This window comes from Nostocoides sp. (assembly GCF_037045025.1).
GTDB lineage: Bacteria > Actinomycetota > Actinomycetes > Actinomycetales > Dermatophilaceae > Nostocoides_A.
In genome coordinates this window covers 94,586-109,489 of record NZ_JBAOHM010000015.1, presented here as the reverse complement: position 1 = coordinate 109,489, position 14,904 = coordinate 94,586, and the positions used below count along the sequence as shown (strand labels likewise).

Sequence of the window (14,904 nt, the reverse complement as noted above, 5' to 3'; positions counted from 1 at the left end):
AGTGGCTGTGGTGGTGCGGTTTTCGGCGCGTGGAGGTCGGTATAGTCAGAGTGCCGTGAGCCAGTTGAGGATGTCGGGCTCGGGACGGTAGACCCCGGGTTCCACGTCGGGTGGTCTGGCTCGGTCGAGGGCTGCTTGTTTGATGGTCATGTCGGCGTGGAGGTAGGCGTCGGTGCTGTGGGTGTCGGCGTGGCCGAGCCAGAGTGCGATGACGGCGACGTCGACGCCGGCGGTGAGCAGGTTCATCGCTGCGGTGTGGCGCAGGGTGTGCATCGTGACGTGTTTGCCGGCCAGGCTTGGGTGGGTTCTTGCTGCGGCTGTGACGTGGGTGGCCAGACGATGCTCGAGCGCGTCGTGGGAGAGGGGCTGTCCGTGGGGACCGCAGAAGAGTGCGGTTCCGGGTCGGGCGGCCCGCTCTGTCAGGTAGGCCGTCATCACGCTGACCGTCGCGCCGGTCAGGGGTGTGAGGCGTTGGCGGCGTCCCTTGCCGGTGCAGGTGACGTGGGGGCCGGTGCCGAGGTGGAGGTCAGCGATGGTCAGGGAGCAGACCTCGCTGATGCGAAGCCCGGTTTGTACGGTTAGGGTCAGGAGCGCGTGGTCGCGTCTTCCGGTCCGGGTCGCCGGATCGGGGGCGGCGATCAGGGCCGCGACCTCGGCGGGGTGAGGAACTCGATGACCGCTCTGGTGGTGCGTTTGGGTGGGATCGCCAGGACCTGGGTGATCGTCGCTGCGTGTTCGGGGTGGTCGGGCAGGGCCCGGCTGAGCACGGCGCGGATCGCGGTCAGGCGGACGTTTCGGGTCTTGGCGCTGTTGCCGCGTTCGTGTTCGAGATGGTCGAGGAAGCCGGTGATGTTCGTCGCGGTGACGACGTCGAAGTCGATCGCCTCGGCCGTGATATCGAGTGTCGCGGTGAGGTATTTCAGCAAGATCCGCCAAGTGTCGCGGTAGGAGTTGATCGTGTGATTGGACAGGTCTCGCTGGCTGTGGGCGAACGTGGTGAAGTAGGTTTGCAGGCTGGCGGCAAGCGCGGTCATGAGGGTTCTCCTGGTGCGGTGCCGGCGTGGAGTTCGAGGCGGCCGGCGGCCAGGGCCATGAGCTCGCCGGTCGCGCTCAGGTACCAGTAGGTGTGGGTGGGGTCGGTGTGCCCGAGCCAGGTTGCGAGCAGCGACAGCACTCGCTCGGGGTCACCGTCGTGGGCGTAGGCGGCGGTCATGTGCGCGGTGGCGAAGGTGTGTCGCAGGTCGTGCAGGCGAGGACGCGCTCGCCCGCGCGGTTGCAGTCCGGCCGCCTCTCGCAGGCGTCGGAACAACTTCTGGAAGCTCACGTAGACGTACCCGCTCCCGTGGGCGGTCACGAAGAGAGGACCTTCCGGGTCGGGGTGGGTGGCCATGCGGGCCGGCAGGGTGATGTAGTCCATGAGCGCGGCTGTTGTCGTGGGGTGGATCGGGACGATCCGCTCGTGCGACTTGGCCGCGTTGATGACCAGCAGGTCATTGGTGCTGTCGAGGTCACCGACGCGCAACTGCAGCGCTTCCCCGATCCGCAGCCCCGTCGCGGCAAGCAGTCCGATCGCGGTGCGCATCGTCGCGGCGATTCGCTCATCGCTGAACACTCGGCTGCAGGCCGCGAGTAGGGCGTCGAGGTCGGCCTGGCTGTAGATGAAGGGCACCGCTCGGGGCTTCCTGGCCGGCAACAGACCGGCCGGGATGACCGGGACCTCGACGCCATTGGCGGTCAGGTATGCGGCGAAGCGTCGCACCAACGACAGCCGTGTGGACCACCACGAGGGGTGCGCGTCAGGGTTGAGCCGCGCCCAGGCCACCGCCTCCTCGACGGTGAAGGTCTGTGTCTGACCGCGGGCTTCGAGCCAGGTGCAGAACCCGCCGACCTGCCGCTCGAGGTCGTTGAGCTGGAAGCCCAGCGCGCGGCGCAGCACCAGGTACCCGTCGAGCCGATCACGCAACGTCGGCGCCGAGACCGGTGTCGTCGCGGCGGCGGTCATCGCGGCACCTGCCCGAACGGGACGACAAGTTCGCGGAGCGAGGCGAGGTCGACCTTGGCGTAGGTCATCGTGGTGACGGTGTAGACGTGGCCCAGCAGTTCCTTGGCTTCGCTCAGGGTGCCGCCCGCCGCCAGAACGTCCATCGCGGCGGTGTGGCGCAGCCGATGCGCCTAAACCGGAGGATCGATGCCGGCCAAGCCCGACAGGCGAGCGATGACCCCTGAGGTTCCCGAGGTCGTCATCACCTGACGCGGCGCCCGCAGGCGCACGAACACGGCCCGATCCAGCGCCTCCGGTCGCAGCCGTAACCAGCCTTCCAACGCTTGCCCCACATCGACGGGCAGCGGCAGCACGTGCTCGCGGCCCTTGCCGGTGACCCGCACCTGCCCGCTGGCCCAGTCGATGTCATCGAGCATCAGCCGGGCGGCTTCACCGGCCCGCAGCCCGAGCCGGACCAGCATCAACACCAGCGCCCGATCTCGTGCCCCGATCGCGGTCGCCGGATCACAGACAGCCAGTAACGCCGCGACCTGCTCGGCGGCCACCCCTCGCGGAACCGACCGCTTGGTCCCGGGCGGCTTGAGGATCCCGGCAGTCAAGTCCCGCTCAAGACGGCCGGTGCTCAGCGCCCACCGAAGCAGGCAACGGACCGCGCCCACAATGTGAGCCCGAGTCACGGCACCGTAGGGACGTCCTCGGTCCGCGACGTACCCGTCGATCACCGACGCATTGAGCCGACCCCAGTCCACCGACCCGTCGGCCACCGTCACCATGTCCAGCAGACCCGCTGCGTCGTAGCAATACCGAACGACGGACTTCTCGGTCAGCCCGAGCTGGACTCGCATCCACGTACACCACTCGGTCACCGCGGCACGCGCCGCAGTGAGCTGTCCGTCGTCGACTTCGGCGGCCCGCAGGTAGCCCGCAGCTGCCAGGAACGGCCAAGCGCGCCGATCCAACAGTTCACCGAGGAGCACGGACGGTCCCGGGCACACTCCGCCGCGACGAATCGAGCGAGTAACTCCTCATCGATCCCACCAACCCCGACGTCGACCTCGTGCATCCAGGAACTCAGCCGCTTCGCCAGGTCCACCACCGCAGCAGCCGAGCCCGAGGAGTACCCCTTCGCTGCCAGCCATCGCGAGCACTCGCTCAGCACCGCAGGCGCCAGCGGCCCCACCGCAACCCGCGGCACCCGAACCGGATACGGCCGGGCGGTCGCCGATCTCTTCGTCACGCACCCTCACCTCCAGACACTCCATGTGTCTGAAGCGTGATCACAACGCCAGAACTATGCCGACCTTCAAGCCCCCTGGACGTCTCCGACCTGCGTTACCAACCCCAACATCGGCATAGTCCGAAGGTCGGCATAGGACATCCAATGCCGACGTCGGCATTGCAGGTCGGCCACCCACAGCTGGTTCGGGGCGGTCGCGACGAACTCGCGCTGCACCAGGTCCTCGGGTCGCTCGGTCTCCGCGCCGTCGCCGATCGTGGTTTTGCGGGTCTTCTCCCGCGCGATGCCTCGCAGGCCCTGCGCACGCATCAACCGCTCGACCGTGCAGCGGGCCACGGTGACTCCCTCACGGTTGAGCGAGGCGTGGATCTTCCTCGCGCCGTAAACACCGAGGTTGGGCCTTGTGGGCGACCTTGATGTCCTGCACGAGTTCGGCGTCGCGGATCGCGCGGGCCGAGGGCGGGCGGGTCTTGGCGGCGTAGTACGTGCTGGGAGCGATCGGCACCTCGGCGTCCGTCAGGACGGTACAGATCGGCTCGACCCCGAACCGGTCGCGGTGCTGGTCGATGTAGTCGACCAACACCGCGGTGGGCACCTCTACTTGATCTTGCGGTCGAGCTCCGCAGCCGCGAAAAAGCTGCTGACGTCTTCAGGATCTCGTTCGCTCGACGCAGCTCGCGGACCTCACGCTCGAGGTTGGCCAGCCGGTGCGCATCTCCGCGGGCTACTGGATCCGCTTCTCGACCCTGGTCCAACCGGCCCATCCGCGCTCGGCCAGGGGAGCGGAGTTGGCGCCAGCCGGGTGGGCGTTGTCGGCGAAGGAGCCCTGACCCCGGGTCAAGGTCAAGCCGAAGGCGAGACCGCGCGATCCGGTGCAGTCGGCGGGTAGCCCGGACGCGACACCGGCAGATCACCTCGTCGGACTCTGGCGTAGCTCCTTGCCGAGCGCACTCTCAAAATGCCCGGTCGGACGCCCCTCTACTCTCACCAACTCTCAAAGTCCTCGCCCAACTCTCATTTTCCCACGCGGCCGACACTAAGACGGGTGCTCCCTGAGATATCGCCCGAAGTGCGGGACGGTGAAGGCGACCCGGCCGCGCTCGGTGGAGTAGATCAGGCCCTTCTTGAGCAACGCATCACGGGCGGGGGAGAGGGATTGAGGTTGCTTGCCAAGCGCTTTGGCGACATCGGCAGTCGCGACCGAGTCGAGTTCGACCAGGCCGTCAGCGCGGCCGACAACCGACACCTCGGCCATCGAGCGCAGGTAGTCGCGCTCGGCGGGGGTCGCGCGCTCGAAGCGACTACCGAAAAAGCCAACGGCAAGTTCGGCTTCGGCGCGAGGGATCGCCACCAGGACGTCGGCGCGGGTGATCGGTGTGCCGGGCGCGACGTCCCAGACCTCCTTGCCATAGGCCTGGATGAAATACGGATAGCCGCCGGTGACGGCATACATCTCCTCCAACGCCCCGCTCTCGTATGCCGCGTCCTCCTCCTCCGCTGGCACCGTCAGCGCCGCGGTCGCGGCCTCGCGGTCGAGGCGGTCGATCCGCGCATACCGGAAGAGCCTCTCGGAGTAAGACTTCGAGGCCGACAGCACCGCCGGGAGGTGGGGGAGGCCGGCGCCGACAACGATCACCGGCAATGACGACTGCGAGATCTCATGACACGCCGCACACAACGCCGAGACGTCCTCGGGCCCGAGGTCTTGCATCTCGTCGATGAACACCGCGACGCCGCGGCCGAGATCCGCCGCCAGCCCGCCCACGTCGGTGAGCAGCTCGACCAGGTCAATCTCGATATCGCCGGAGTCGGCTCGGCCCGGGACCGCCGGCACGTCGATACCGGGATTCCAGCGGTCGCGCAGCTTGGCTCCGGCGCCGGTCTCGCGCTGGGCGAACGACTTCACCACGCCGAGCACATGGTCGACCTGCTCGGCATGACTGTGTCCCAGCTCGCGCACGGCCACATGCAGCGCCGCCGCGATCGGCCGCCGCAACGCCTGGTCGGGGCGCGCCTCGAACTTGCCTGTTCCCCAACGGGCCCGAACGGCCTGTCCGCGAAGTGCATTGAGCAACACCGTTTTCCCGACGCCACGCAGCCCGGTGAGGATGAGCGACCGCTCGGGGCGGCCCTTGGCGACCCGCTGCAGCACCACGTCAAAGGTCGCCAACTGCTCGTCGCGGCCGGCCAGCTCGGGTGGGCGCTGACCGGCGCCGGGCGCATACGGGTTGCGAATCGGGTCCACGATGGGACCGTATTCCAGTCTCTAGAGAATCCGGCAGATTTGACGATAGGTCACCAGAGGTGTCGGCCCGCGGTGGACCAAACACCGCTCCGATCGCCACCCGTCCCGGCCCGGAACCCACTAGGTTGGACCAATGACGCCACCGCAGGCCCGCCGCACGGCGGCGTCGTCGCGCCCGGCCGGCAACCGCGCCGCCAGATCACGCGCGACCGCCGCGCCGAAATCAACCACCGCTGCAGCGAAAACAGCGACGGCCCAGCCCGTCGCCGGGACGACCGCGGCCAAGCCGGAGGAACCCAACCCGGCGGTCAAGGCAAGCAAGGTCGAGATCCCGCCGGACGCCACCGTCGGCGAAGCCTTCCAAGCGTGCCTGCGCTCCTGCCTCGATGATCACCTCGCCCCCAACGAAACCTTGTGGCTCAAGGGAAAACACCCCGGCAACCTCCACCAGACCCGGGTCTCGTGGCGGCGCGCCCGCGCCGCGATGTCGCTCTTCAAACCGCTGCTGGAGAAGGACGAGCACGGCCTGGAACTCAAGATCCGGATGCGCGAGATCGTCCTGCCGCTCGGCCCGGCGCGGGATGCCGATGTGCTCCTGCTGCGTGCGCTCAAGGAGGACTGGCCCTATCGGCATACGCAACCGTTGCGCGGCCGCCGGCGGCGCACCTATGCCGTGGCCAACGCCCTGTTGCGCTCGCCGCAGTGGGAGGAGATGAAGCGCGACCTGCGCGAGTGGCTCGACGATCCGCACTGGCTCGACGGGGCCGCCGACCTGCGCGACGCGCCGGCCCGCGAGTTGACCGACCGCGCGCTCGAACGCCGCTACGACCGCATCGCCGCGGCCGGCTCGCAGCTGTCGACGCTGCCCGCGCACGACCTTCACCGGGTGCGGATCGAGGGCAAGAAACTGCGTTATGGCTGTGAGTTTTTCGAGAGTCTGTATGCCGATTCCCCCGGCTCCCCGCCGAGTCTCTTCTCCTCGAGGCTGGGCGATATGCAGGACTCGTTCGGCGAGGCCAACGACATCGCGGTCGCGATCCACACCCTGGCGGCGCACGACATCCCGGCAGAGCACATCGGCGAGGGAGCCGATCGCACGCACGCCATCAACGCCTGGCACGACCTGATGGAGCTCGTGCCCTTCTGGCGCCGGGTTCCGGGCGCCGACCCGCGCGCCGACGCCGACCCCGACCAGATCCTGCACGGTCGGGAAGTCCCACTGGGCGGCATCCGCGCATTGACGGTGCGGCGCACGCTGCCGCACCGTGACCGCTCGTTCATCGGCGCCTGGTGCTTCCTGGACCACTACGGGCCGACGGCCATCGGGGAGGACGGGCAGGAGGGGATGGATGTCCCACCGCACCCCCACACCGGCCTACAGACCGTCTCGTGGCTGTTCAAGGGTCAGATCGAGCACCGCGACTCCGGCGGTGGGCAGGGCATCGTGCGCCCGGGCGAGGTCAATCTGATGACCGCGGGCTTCGGGATCGCCCACTCGGAGGTATCCACTCCCGACACCAAGACGCTGCACGGGGTCCAGTTATGGATTGCTTTGCCGGAGAGTGCGATTGATACCTATCGGCGCTTCGAGCATCATGTGCCCGAGCGGGTCAGACTCGAGGGGGGAGGAGGGGCGCGTGTCTTCGTCGGCCGCCTTCCCGGGCTGCCCGCCTCGCCCGTGCAGACCTTCACGCCCATCGTCGGTGCGGAACTCACGCTGCCGGTCGGCGCCGATGCCACGGTCAAGCTGAACGCGGCATACGAGCATGGGGTGCTGGTCGACACCGGTGATCTGATCCTCGGGGAGCAGACTCTCGGCAGCGGCGACCTCGCCGTCTATGACAAGGGACGCAAGCGGCTGCGGCTGCGCCCCGGGCCGGACGGCGCCCGCGTGCTTCTCCTGGGCGGTGAGCCGTTCGAGGAGGAGATCGTCATGTGGTGGAACTTCGTCGGCCGCAGCCACGACGACATCGTCAAGTTCCGTGAGGCCTGGGAGTCCAGGGAAGGCCGGTTCGGCGTGGTGGAGGGCTACGACGGCGAGATCACCCGTATTCCGGTCCCCGAGCTGCCGCGGGTCCGGCTGCGCCCCCGCGGCCGGCGCTAGCTAGCGCCGGCGAGCCCCCCGGGGGGGTGCCCTAGCGACGGACTTCTGCTCCCCAGATCCGGTCGATGTAGTCGCGCATCGCGCGGTCGGAGGAGAAGAAGCCGCAGCGGGCGACGTTGAGGATCGCCGACCGCGCCCATGCGTCCTGATCGGCATACGCGGCATCGACGCGCGCCTGGGCATCGATATAGGACTGATAGTCCGCCATGACGAGGAACCTGTCGTTGTAGAGCAAATCCCCGACGATCGACCCCACCGCTTCGCGATTGCCCTCGGTGAAGTGACCGCTGGCGATCAGGTCGATGGCCCGCTTCAGGGCGGGATTGGACTCGTAGTAGGCACTGGGCACGTATCCCTGCGCCTGCAGGGCGGCGACCTCGGGTTCGGTCATCCCGAAGAGGAAGAAGTTGTCGTCGCCGACGAGCTTGCGGATCTCGACATTGGCGCCGTCGTCGGTGCCGATCGTGAGCGCGCCGTTGAGGGTCAGCTTCATATTGCCGGTGCCGGAGGCCTCCTTGCCGGCGAGCGAGATCTGCTCCGACAGGTCGGCCGCTGGGATGATCGCCTGGGCCACCGTGACGTTGTAGTTCGGCGGGAAGACCACCATCAGCCGGCCGTCGATGCGCGGGTCGTTGTTGATGACCATCGCGACCCGGTTGATCAGATAAATGATCTCCTTGGCCATGTAATAGCCGGGCGCGGCCTTGGCCCCGAAGATGGCCAGCCGGGGCGTGACGTCCGCGGGCGAGACCGCTCCGGAGATCATGCCCTCGTAGGTCGTGACGATGTGCAGCACCTTGAGCAGTTGGCGCTTGTATTCGTGCAACCGCTTGACCATGAGGTCGACGAGGTGGTGGGGCGGGAGCTGGATGCCCAGCTGCCGCTCGGAGATGTGCGCGAGCCGCTCCTTGTTGGAGCGCTTGGCCTGGCGGAAGCGCTCACGGAAAGCGGCGTCGTCCGCGAGTGGCTCGAGCTGGGCCAGCTGATCCAGGTCCCGGATCCAGCCGTCGCCGATAGTCTCGGTGAGCAGGTTGCTCAGGCTCGGGTTGGACATCCTAATAAAGCGTCGGGGGGTCACGCCGTTGGTGACGTTGGTGAACTTCTCCGGCCACATCGCGGCGAAGTCGCTCAGCACCTTGTCGCGCAAGAGCTGGGAGTGCAACTCGGCGACGCCGTTCACCTTGGTTGCCGCCACCGTCGCCAGGTGCGCCATCCGCACACCCTTTTCCGGGAACTCCCCGATGATCGACATCCGTCGCACGCGCAATTCGTCACCGGGGAACCGTTCGCGCACCTGGGCCAGGAACTGCTCGTTGATCTGGTAGATGATCTCCAGGTGCCGAGGCAGCAGCCGCCCGACCAACTCGGTCGGCCAGACCTCCAGCGCCTCGGGGAGCAACGTGTGGCAGGTGTAGGCGAAGCAGCGCGAGGCGATCGCCCACGCGTCTTCCCACTCCATGTCGTGCTCGTCCAACAGCAGCCGCATCAACTCGGGAATCGCGATGACCGGGTGCGTGTCGTTGAGCTGGAAGATGATCTGATCGGGCAGCTTGGCGAGATCGAATCCCTCGGGGAGGGTGCCTTGGACATAGTCCTTGATCGAGCAGGCAACGAAGAAGTACTGCTGCTGCAGGCGCAGCTCGCGGCCCTGAGGGGTGGAATCCTCCGGATACAGGACCTTGGAGATGTTCTCGGCAAAGGTCTGGGCGCGCACCGCCTCGGCGTAGTCGCCCGAGTTGAAGATGTCGAGGTCGAAGGCCCGGGTCGCCTCGGCCCCCCACAGCCGCAGGGTGTTGGCCACGCCATTGCGGTAGCCGGGGACCATGTAGTTATGGGGAATCCCCAGCACATTCCATGAGGGCACCCAGCGCCGCCGGCGCCGCCCGGACTCGTCGCTGTAGCCCTCGACGTGTCCGCCGAATTCAACGAGCACCGCCCGGTCGGGGTTGGGGAATTCCCATGGGGCGCCGAGCGCCAGCCAGCTGTCGGGAGCCTCGCTCTGCCGCCCGTCCGGGGTGAAGACCTGACGGAAAATGCCGTACTCGTAGCGGATGCCGTAGCCGATGCAGCTGACGTTCATCGTCGCGAGGGAATCGATGAAGCACGCAGCCAACCGCCCGAGGCCGCCATTGCCGAGGCCCGGTTCGACCTCCTGGGCGCGGATCTCGGCCAGATCGAGTCCGAGCGCCGCTGTCGCCTGCTCAACGATCTCGGCCAAGCCGCTGTTGAGCGTGGCGTTGACCAGTTGCCGCCCGAGAAGGTACTCGGCGGAGAGGTAGCCGACCATCTTGGTCGGGCGGGCCCGCCGCCGGGCCGCGGTCTCGAGCCAGTCGGCCATGAGGTATTGCCGCACGGTTCGCGCCAGCGCGAGGTATTGGTGGTTGACCGTGGAGCGGTCCAAGGGGGCGCCCTGGCCGAAGTTCAACTCCTCGAGGAACTCCTGGATGAAGGCATCCACCGTGCGTTGCGGGGCAATCGCAGGCTTACTCGCCAGCGGGTGGGTTGGCTGATGGCGTGGGCCGATCCGGCGGAAGTTCAGGGACGGACTGTCGTATTCAACCGGGCCGCGTGGGCCCGCGGGAGCGTCGGTCACGGTGGCCTCGCAGTCGCTCTCGGTTCGGGGTGCACTGGAACGCTAGCGCAACTCGGTAATCCGCACATCCCCACCTGCCACGCAGACGCTGTCGAAGCCGGGAATCGACGCGGACCAGGCTCGCGGGTGAGATTAGTTGACCGAGATGTGGACGTGATCCATGTGGTTTTGGGTGGGGCTGCCCCGGTCGGCCATGAGCTTCCACGAGCCGGTGCTCGGCATCCAGATCCGCTGCTGCCAGATAACGTACTTGATGTTCAACCGGCCGGCATTGGCGATCGCGAAGCCCGCCACCGCATCGCCCTGGCCGGAGCTGGCGATCATGACGTCGACGGCGTGGCCGGTTCCGTGATCGCCCCAATCACCCGGACGCAGGCCGCCGATATTGGTGATTCCGAACGTCGAGCGCACCGCCGAGTAGACCGCGATCGCCGATGGCGAGAGCCCCAACGCGGCACCCGCCGCAGCGTATGCCGTCGTGGAGCCACCCGAAGCGGCGGCCACTGCCGCCTTCCCCGTGGCGCCTCCGCTCGCGGACCCCGAGGGGGTCGCCTTGGCAACCGCCGCGAAGGTCTTGACAGGGTCCGGTTTGACAACAGCCGTGATGCCAAGGGCGCCCACCGGGTGGCGCATCGGCCCCGTCATCGCCGGTGCCGTCACGGCGACACGGCTGGAGCGAGCGATCGACCGGGAGACGCGCTCGGCCTGGGCAGGGCGCGCCTGTGCCGCTGCTCCGGTCAGCCCAGCCCCGCGACCTGGGATGACCGCACTGCCCGATGTGGCAGCGCTGTCACCCGTCACCGAGCCGGTAGCAGCCGGGCCGGGTCGGCCGGCCGCGGCGCCGGTTGCGGCATACGCGACGCAGCCGGCCGCAAGCGCGGCGACGGTCGCTAATTGGGCGCCACGCGCCAAGCGTGGTATGCGACGGGGGCGTGCGTGCGCAGGCAAGGTGAGCGAACCTTCCGTGGGGGACAGTCCACGGTAACGATTCGAACTCGCCGTTGTCACATCGGCCCCGACGCCTGCGTCTTACCATGCGCCGATGGCCGGGTTCACGCGGGCGCAGTTGGCGTCCGGGAGGCCCGGCCGAACCCCGGAGCGATATATTGCGAATGACTTGCAACAAGCACGATTGCGCGGAGGTCGGCATGCACGTTCCTGACGGGTTTCTCACGGCGCCCATCTCGCTCGCGACGGCCGCGGTCGCCGCGAGTGGGGTGGCGCTGGCCCTGCGTGGCGCCCGACGCGAACTCGACGATCGGACCGCTCCGCTGGCCGGGCTGACCGCGGTCTTTGTCTTCGCCGCGCAGATGGTGACCTTCCCGGTGGGGGCGGGCACCTCCGGCCACCTGCTCGGCGGTGCCCTGGCCGCCGTTCTCGTCGGCCCCTACACCGCCACGCTGTGCCTGTCCGTCGTGTTGCTGGTCCAGGCGATCGCGTTCGCCGACGGCGGGTTGACCGCACTCGGCACCAACATCACGCTGATCGGGATCGTCGGGGTCTGGGTCGGGTATGCCGCCTTCCTCGCGCTGCGACGGGTGCTGCCGCGCACGCTCGCCGCGATCCCGGTCGCTGCCGCGGTTGGCGCGTTCGTGTCGGTCCCGGCCGCGGCGCTCGCCTTCACCGGCCTGTATGCCGCCGGCGGCGCCGCGCCCATCCCGCTGGACAGGCTTGCCACGACGATGCTCGGCTGGCACGTGCTCATCGGTCTCGGCGAAGCGGTGATCACCTCGCTCGCTGTCGGCTCGATCGTGGCGGCCCGGCCCGACCTGGCCTATGGGGCACGGCCGGTGCTGAACGGTCGCCAGGAGTTGGAGATTCGCGACGGGTTGACGGTATGAGTGCCTCGTCGCGTGGCGGCCAGGCCGGTCCTCGTCGGCGGATCGGTGCTCGTCGGCGGATCGGTGCTCGTGGGCGGATCGGTGCTCGTCGGCGGATCGGTGCTCGTCGGGGGATCAATGTGCGGGTCCTGGTGCTGACCGGGCTGCTCGTCTCGCTCGTTCTCGCCGGCGTGGTCAGCGTGTATGCCTCGGGTCATCCCGACGGGCTGGAGTTCGTCGCGCACAGCCTCGGCTTCGACACGAGCGCGAGCGAGCACGGCACCAGCGGCTCTCCGCTGGCGGACTACGGGGTCCGCGGGGTGGAGAACTCGCGGCTGTCCGGCGGCCTCGCGGGCATCATCGGCGTCGTGCTCGTCGGCGTGCTCGCCTTCGGGCTGACCTATCTGCTCCGGCGCCGCGGGAGCGGCGGCGAGCACGACGATCACTGACCGTGGGCGCCGGGCACGGGCACAACCTGCACTATCACGGGCATACCGTCATTCACCGCTTGCCCGCGCACGCCAAGCTGGTCGCCCTGCTGCTCTTCGTCATCACCGTCGTGCTGACCCCGCGCACCGCGATTGCCGCCTTCGTCGCGTATGCCGCGATCCTGGGTGGCGTGGCCGCGTTGACGCGGGTGCCGGCGGCATACCTGCTCAAGCGGATGGTCGTCGAGGTGCCCTTCGTCGTCTTCGCGCTGGTATTGCCGGTGGTCGCGACCGGGCCACGGGTGCAGGTCGGCCCTTTCACGGTGTCGGAGGCGGGCCTGTGGGGGGCGTGGGGGTTGCTCGCCAAGGGGAGCCTCGGGGTGCTGGCATCGGTGCTTTTTGGTGCCACGACCGAGCCGCGTGAGATGGTGCGGGCCTTGGAGAAACTGCGGCTGCCGCAGCCGCTGGTGCAGATCGCCGCCTTCATGATCCGCTATCTCGAGGTGGTCGCCGGCGAGATGCAGCGGATGCGGATCGCCCGGGAGTCGCGGGGTTTCCGCGCCCGCTCGGTGCGGCAGTGGCCGGTGCTCGCGTCGTCGCTGGGGGCGCTGTTCATCCGCTCGTTCGAGCGCGGGGAGCGGGTGCATTTGGCGATGCTCTCGCGGGGGTATGCCGGGCGGTTGCCGTTTGCCGACCAGCTCGCGGCGAGCGGCCGGCAGTGGGCGACCGCGCTCGCCCTGCCGGCGGCCGGTGCCACGGTCTTGGCGGCGGCGGTGCTCGCGTGAGCACGCCGGTCCTCGACCTCCGCGGTGTGGCTTTTGCCTATCCCGATGGCCACCAAGCGCTTTTTGGGGTCAACCTGCATGTGCACCCGGGCGAGCGGGTGGCCCTGCTCGGCCCCAATGGCGCGGGCAAGACGACGCTCGTGCTGCACCTGAACGGCATCCTGCGGGCTGGGGCTGGCTCGGTCACTGTGTCGGGGCTGGCGGTGGGGTCGGACACGATGCTGGAGATTCGCCGTCGGGTCGGCGTAATCTTCCAGGACCCCGACGACCAGCTGTTCATGCCGTCGGTGCGTGACGACGTGGCTTTCGGTCCGGCGAACCTCGGCCTTTCGAAGGACGAGATCGCGGAGCGGGTCGAGGCGGCGTTGCGCGCGGTAGGAATGCTGGATTTCGCCGACCGGCCGCCGCACCACCTCTCCTTCGGCCAGCGCCGCCGGGTCGCGGTGGCCACGGTGCTGGCGATGCGCCCCGAAGTTCTCGTCCTCGACGAGCCGTCCTCCAACTTGGACCCCGCCGCCCGCCGGGAACTCGCCGAGGTTCTCACCGGTCTCGGCGTGACCATGCTGATGGTCACCCACGACCTGCCCTATGCCCTGCAGCTGTGCGAGCGCGCGGTCATCCTCTCCGGCGGGGTCATCGTGGCCGACGCCCCCACGGTCGAGTTGCTCGCCGACCAAGAGCTGATGGCGGCCCACCGCCTGGAGCTGCCGTTCGGCTTCGACCCGGTCGTCGCCGCGCGCTCGCTGCGCGCCCGGCCGTAGGACCCGATCGGGATTGGTGCGCGAGAGGCTACGTCACTGCTTCCGATATGGAAGCAGTGACGAGTCTGTGCTTCCGAAGTGGAAGCAGTGACGAGTCTGTGCTTCCGATATGGAAGCAGTGACTTACGAGGTTGACCACGGCGCACTGGGGGCGGGGGATGTCGGCGGGGGGTCATACCTGAGGAGGAGAGCATCTCCCGGTGGGGGTAGGAGGTCCGACCTCGGGTCGAGACCTGGGAGGGACGTGCGACGAGGGGGGTGGCCAGCACGATGGAGTCATGACCGCAGCCCAGCTCCTCGCCTCGATCCTCCTCCTCGCCGGCATGGGCCTGATGGCCGTGCTCGCCATCGTTCCGGTGCTGCTGGAGCGGGAAGCCGAGCGCACCGACGCGTCCGCAGCCGCGCGGAGTCGGCTGTCGAGTTCCGCGTCGACGCCGGCGCGAGGTGGTGCGCTGCCGGGTGGCGCCGTGCGGCCTGGTGTCGTGTGAGCGGCTCCCCCAGATCTGGCGGCGATGATCGCCGCCCGCTGGTTAGGCGTGGTGGGTCGTGGCGTGCTTGGGCTGGTAGATGAGCAGCGCGTCGGTGCCGGGGACGGCGACCTCGATGCCGATGCCGAAACCGAGGTCGGCCGGGCCGGTGGTGATCGTTGCGCCCTTGGCGCGCAGCCGGCTGGCGGCGGCTTCGACATCCTCGACCATGAAACTGACCTGGTGGTGCTTGGGCGCGGTGAAGGTCTCCCCGCCGTGCTCGCCGGCGGTCGGGTGGACACCGACTTCGCTGGGTCCGGTGGCAAAGATCAACCAGCCATCGGTGTCCTGGCTCTCGTCATCGCTGACAAACGGCAGCTCGAGCACGTCGCGGAAGAACGCCCGGGTGGCCGGGGCGTCGTCGCTGTAGATGAGCGCGTGGACGGCAGTAATCATGCCTTG

Annotated in this window: 19 protein-coding genes; 7 read left to right on the top strand and 12 right to left on the bottom strand. The window is 68.6% G+C overall.

What is annotated here, in order from left to right:
- Positions 1 to 45: 45 nt before the first annotated feature.
- The 8 genes from V9G19_RS19555 to V9G19_RS19520 all read right to left on the bottom strand — a co-directional run bounded on the left by V9G19_RS19555 (position 46) and on the right by V9G19_RS19520 (position 3,834).
- The gene (locus tag V9G19_RS19555; RefSeq protein WP_462287601.1) at positions 46 to 639 is read right to left on the bottom strand and encodes a tyrosine-type recombinase/integrase; all 594 of its coding nucleotides are present in this window, start codon (positions 637 to 639) and stop codon (positions 46 to 48) included.
- Entirely contained in the window at positions 639 to 1,034 is a 396-nt protein-coding gene (locus tag V9G19_RS19550) for a phage integrase SAM-like domain-containing protein (RefSeq protein ID WP_462287090.1), read from the bottom strand. Before V9G19_RS19550 ends, V9G19_RS19555 begins: the two co-directional genes overlap by 1 nt.
- Positions 1,031 to 2,002, bottom strand: a complete 972-nt coding sequence (locus V9G19_RS19545; protein ID WP_462287089.1) for a tyrosine-type recombinase/integrase — start codon at positions 2,000 to 2,002, stop codon at positions 1,031 to 1,033. Before V9G19_RS19545 ends, V9G19_RS19550 begins: the two co-directional genes overlap by 4 nt.
- Positions 1,999 to 2,145 carry a hypothetical protein gene (locus V9G19_RS19540; RefSeq protein ID WP_462287088.1) on the bottom strand — a complete coding sequence of 49 codons (147 nt, stop codon included), beginning with the start codon at positions 2,143 to 2,145 and terminating at the stop codon, positions 1,999 to 2,001. Before V9G19_RS19540 ends, V9G19_RS19545 begins: the two co-directional genes overlap by 4 nt.
- 27 nt (positions 2,146 to 2,172) lie before the next feature.
- Positions 2,173 to 2,847 (bottom strand): tyrosine-type recombinase/integrase, encoded by a 675-nt coding sequence (locus V9G19_RS19535; RefSeq protein ID WP_462287087.1) that lies wholly within the window; start codon positions 2,845 to 2,847, stop codon positions 2,173 to 2,175.
- Between the two features lie 17 nt (positions 2,848 to 2,864).
- Positions 2,865 to 3,239, bottom strand: a complete 375-nt coding sequence (locus V9G19_RS19530) for a hypothetical protein (RefSeq protein WP_462287086.1) — start codon at positions 3,237 to 3,239, stop codon at positions 2,865 to 2,867.
- 66 nt (positions 3,240 to 3,305) lie between these two features.
- The gene (locus V9G19_RS19525) at positions 3,306 to 3,575 is read right to left on the bottom strand and encodes a hypothetical protein (protein WP_462287085.1); all 270 of its coding nucleotides are present in this window, start codon (positions 3,573 to 3,575) and stop codon (positions 3,306 to 3,308) included.
- Between the two features lie 10 nt (positions 3,576 to 3,585).
- Entirely contained in the window at positions 3,586 to 3,834 is a 249-nt protein-coding gene (locus V9G19_RS19520; protein ID WP_462287084.1) for a hypothetical protein, read from the bottom strand.
- Between the two features lie 112 nt (positions 3,835 to 3,946).
- On the opposite strand from V9G19_RS19520, the gene V9G19_RS19515 reads away from it, so the two are divergent.
- Entirely contained in the window at positions 3,947 to 4,069 is a 123-nt protein-coding gene (locus V9G19_RS19515) for a hypothetical protein (protein WP_462287083.1), read from the top strand.
- Positions 4,070 to 4,275: 206 nt separating this feature from the next.
- On the opposite strand, the gene V9G19_RS19510 is transcribed toward V9G19_RS19515, so the two are convergent.
- Positions 4,276 to 5,484, bottom strand: coding sequence for an ATP-binding protein (locus V9G19_RS19510; protein WP_462287082.1), 1,209 nt, complete (start codon positions 5,482 to 5,484; stop codon positions 4,276 to 4,278).
- 133 nt (positions 5,485 to 5,617) lie between these two features.
- On the opposite strand from V9G19_RS19510, the gene V9G19_RS19505 reads away from it, so the two are divergent.
- The gene (locus tag V9G19_RS19505) at positions 5,618 to 7,588 is read left to right on the top strand and encodes a CHAD domain-containing protein (protein WP_462287081.1); all 1,971 of its coding nucleotides are present in this window, start codon (positions 5,618 to 5,620) and stop codon (positions 7,586 to 7,588) included.
- A 31-nt stretch (positions 7,589 to 7,619) separates the two neighbouring features.
- Here the strand turns inward: V9G19_RS19505 and V9G19_RS19500 are convergent, their stop codons facing one another.
- Both V9G19_RS19500 and V9G19_RS19495 read right to left on the bottom strand, forming a co-directional pair.
- Positions 7,620 to 10,046, bottom strand: coding sequence for a glycogen/starch/alpha-glucan phosphorylase (locus tag V9G19_RS19500; RefSeq protein WP_462287080.1), 2,427 nt, complete (start codon positions 10,044 to 10,046; stop codon positions 7,620 to 7,622).
- A 267-nt stretch (positions 10,047 to 10,313) separates the two neighbouring features.
- A complete protein-coding gene (locus V9G19_RS19495; RefSeq protein ID WP_462287079.1) occupies positions 10,314 to 11,093 on the bottom strand; it encodes a hypothetical protein in 780 nt (259 codons plus the stop codon).
- Between the two features lie 236 nt (positions 11,094 to 11,329).
- Here V9G19_RS19495 and V9G19_RS19490 point away from each other — a divergent pair, with 236 nt between their 5' ends.
- The 5 genes from V9G19_RS19490 to V9G19_RS19470 all read left to right on the top strand — a co-directional run bounded on the left by V9G19_RS19490 (position 11,330) and on the right by V9G19_RS19470 (position 14,463).
- Entirely contained in the window at positions 11,330 to 12,022 is a 693-nt protein-coding gene (locus tag V9G19_RS19490) for an energy-coupling factor ABC transporter permease (protein ID WP_462287078.1), read from the top strand.
- Positions 12,019 to 12,450, top strand: a complete 432-nt coding sequence (locus V9G19_RS19485; RefSeq protein ID WP_462287077.1) for a PDGLE domain-containing protein — start codon at positions 12,019 to 12,021, stop codon at positions 12,448 to 12,450. Before V9G19_RS19490 ends, V9G19_RS19485 begins: the two co-directional genes overlap by 4 nt.
- A 2-nt stretch (positions 12,451 to 12,452) precedes the next feature.
- Positions 12,453 to 13,214 (top strand): cobalt ECF transporter T component CbiQ, encoded by a 762-nt coding sequence (gene cbiQ, locus V9G19_RS19480; protein WP_462287076.1) that lies wholly within the window; start codon positions 12,453 to 12,455, stop codon positions 13,212 to 13,214.
- Positions 13,211 to 13,975 carry an energy-coupling factor ABC transporter ATP-binding protein gene (locus V9G19_RS19475; protein ID WP_462287075.1) on the top strand — a complete coding sequence of 255 codons (765 nt, stop codon included), beginning with the start codon at positions 13,211 to 13,213 and terminating at the stop codon, positions 13,973 to 13,975. The genes cbiQ and V9G19_RS19475 overlap by 4 nt, the downstream gene beginning before the upstream one ends.
- Before the next feature lie 278 nt (positions 13,976 to 14,253).
- Positions 14,254 to 14,463, top strand: a complete 210-nt coding sequence (locus V9G19_RS19470; RefSeq protein ID WP_462287074.1) for a hypothetical protein — start codon at positions 14,254 to 14,256, stop codon at positions 14,461 to 14,463.
- Positions 14,464 to 14,505: 42 nt separating this feature from the next.
- Here the strand turns inward: V9G19_RS19470 and V9G19_RS19465 are convergent, their stop codons facing one another.
- A complete protein-coding gene (locus tag V9G19_RS19465) occupies positions 14,506 to 14,898 on the bottom strand; it encodes a VOC family protein (protein ID WP_462287073.1) in 393 nt (130 codons plus the stop codon).
- Between the last annotated feature and the right edge of the window lie 6 nt (positions 14,899 to 14,904).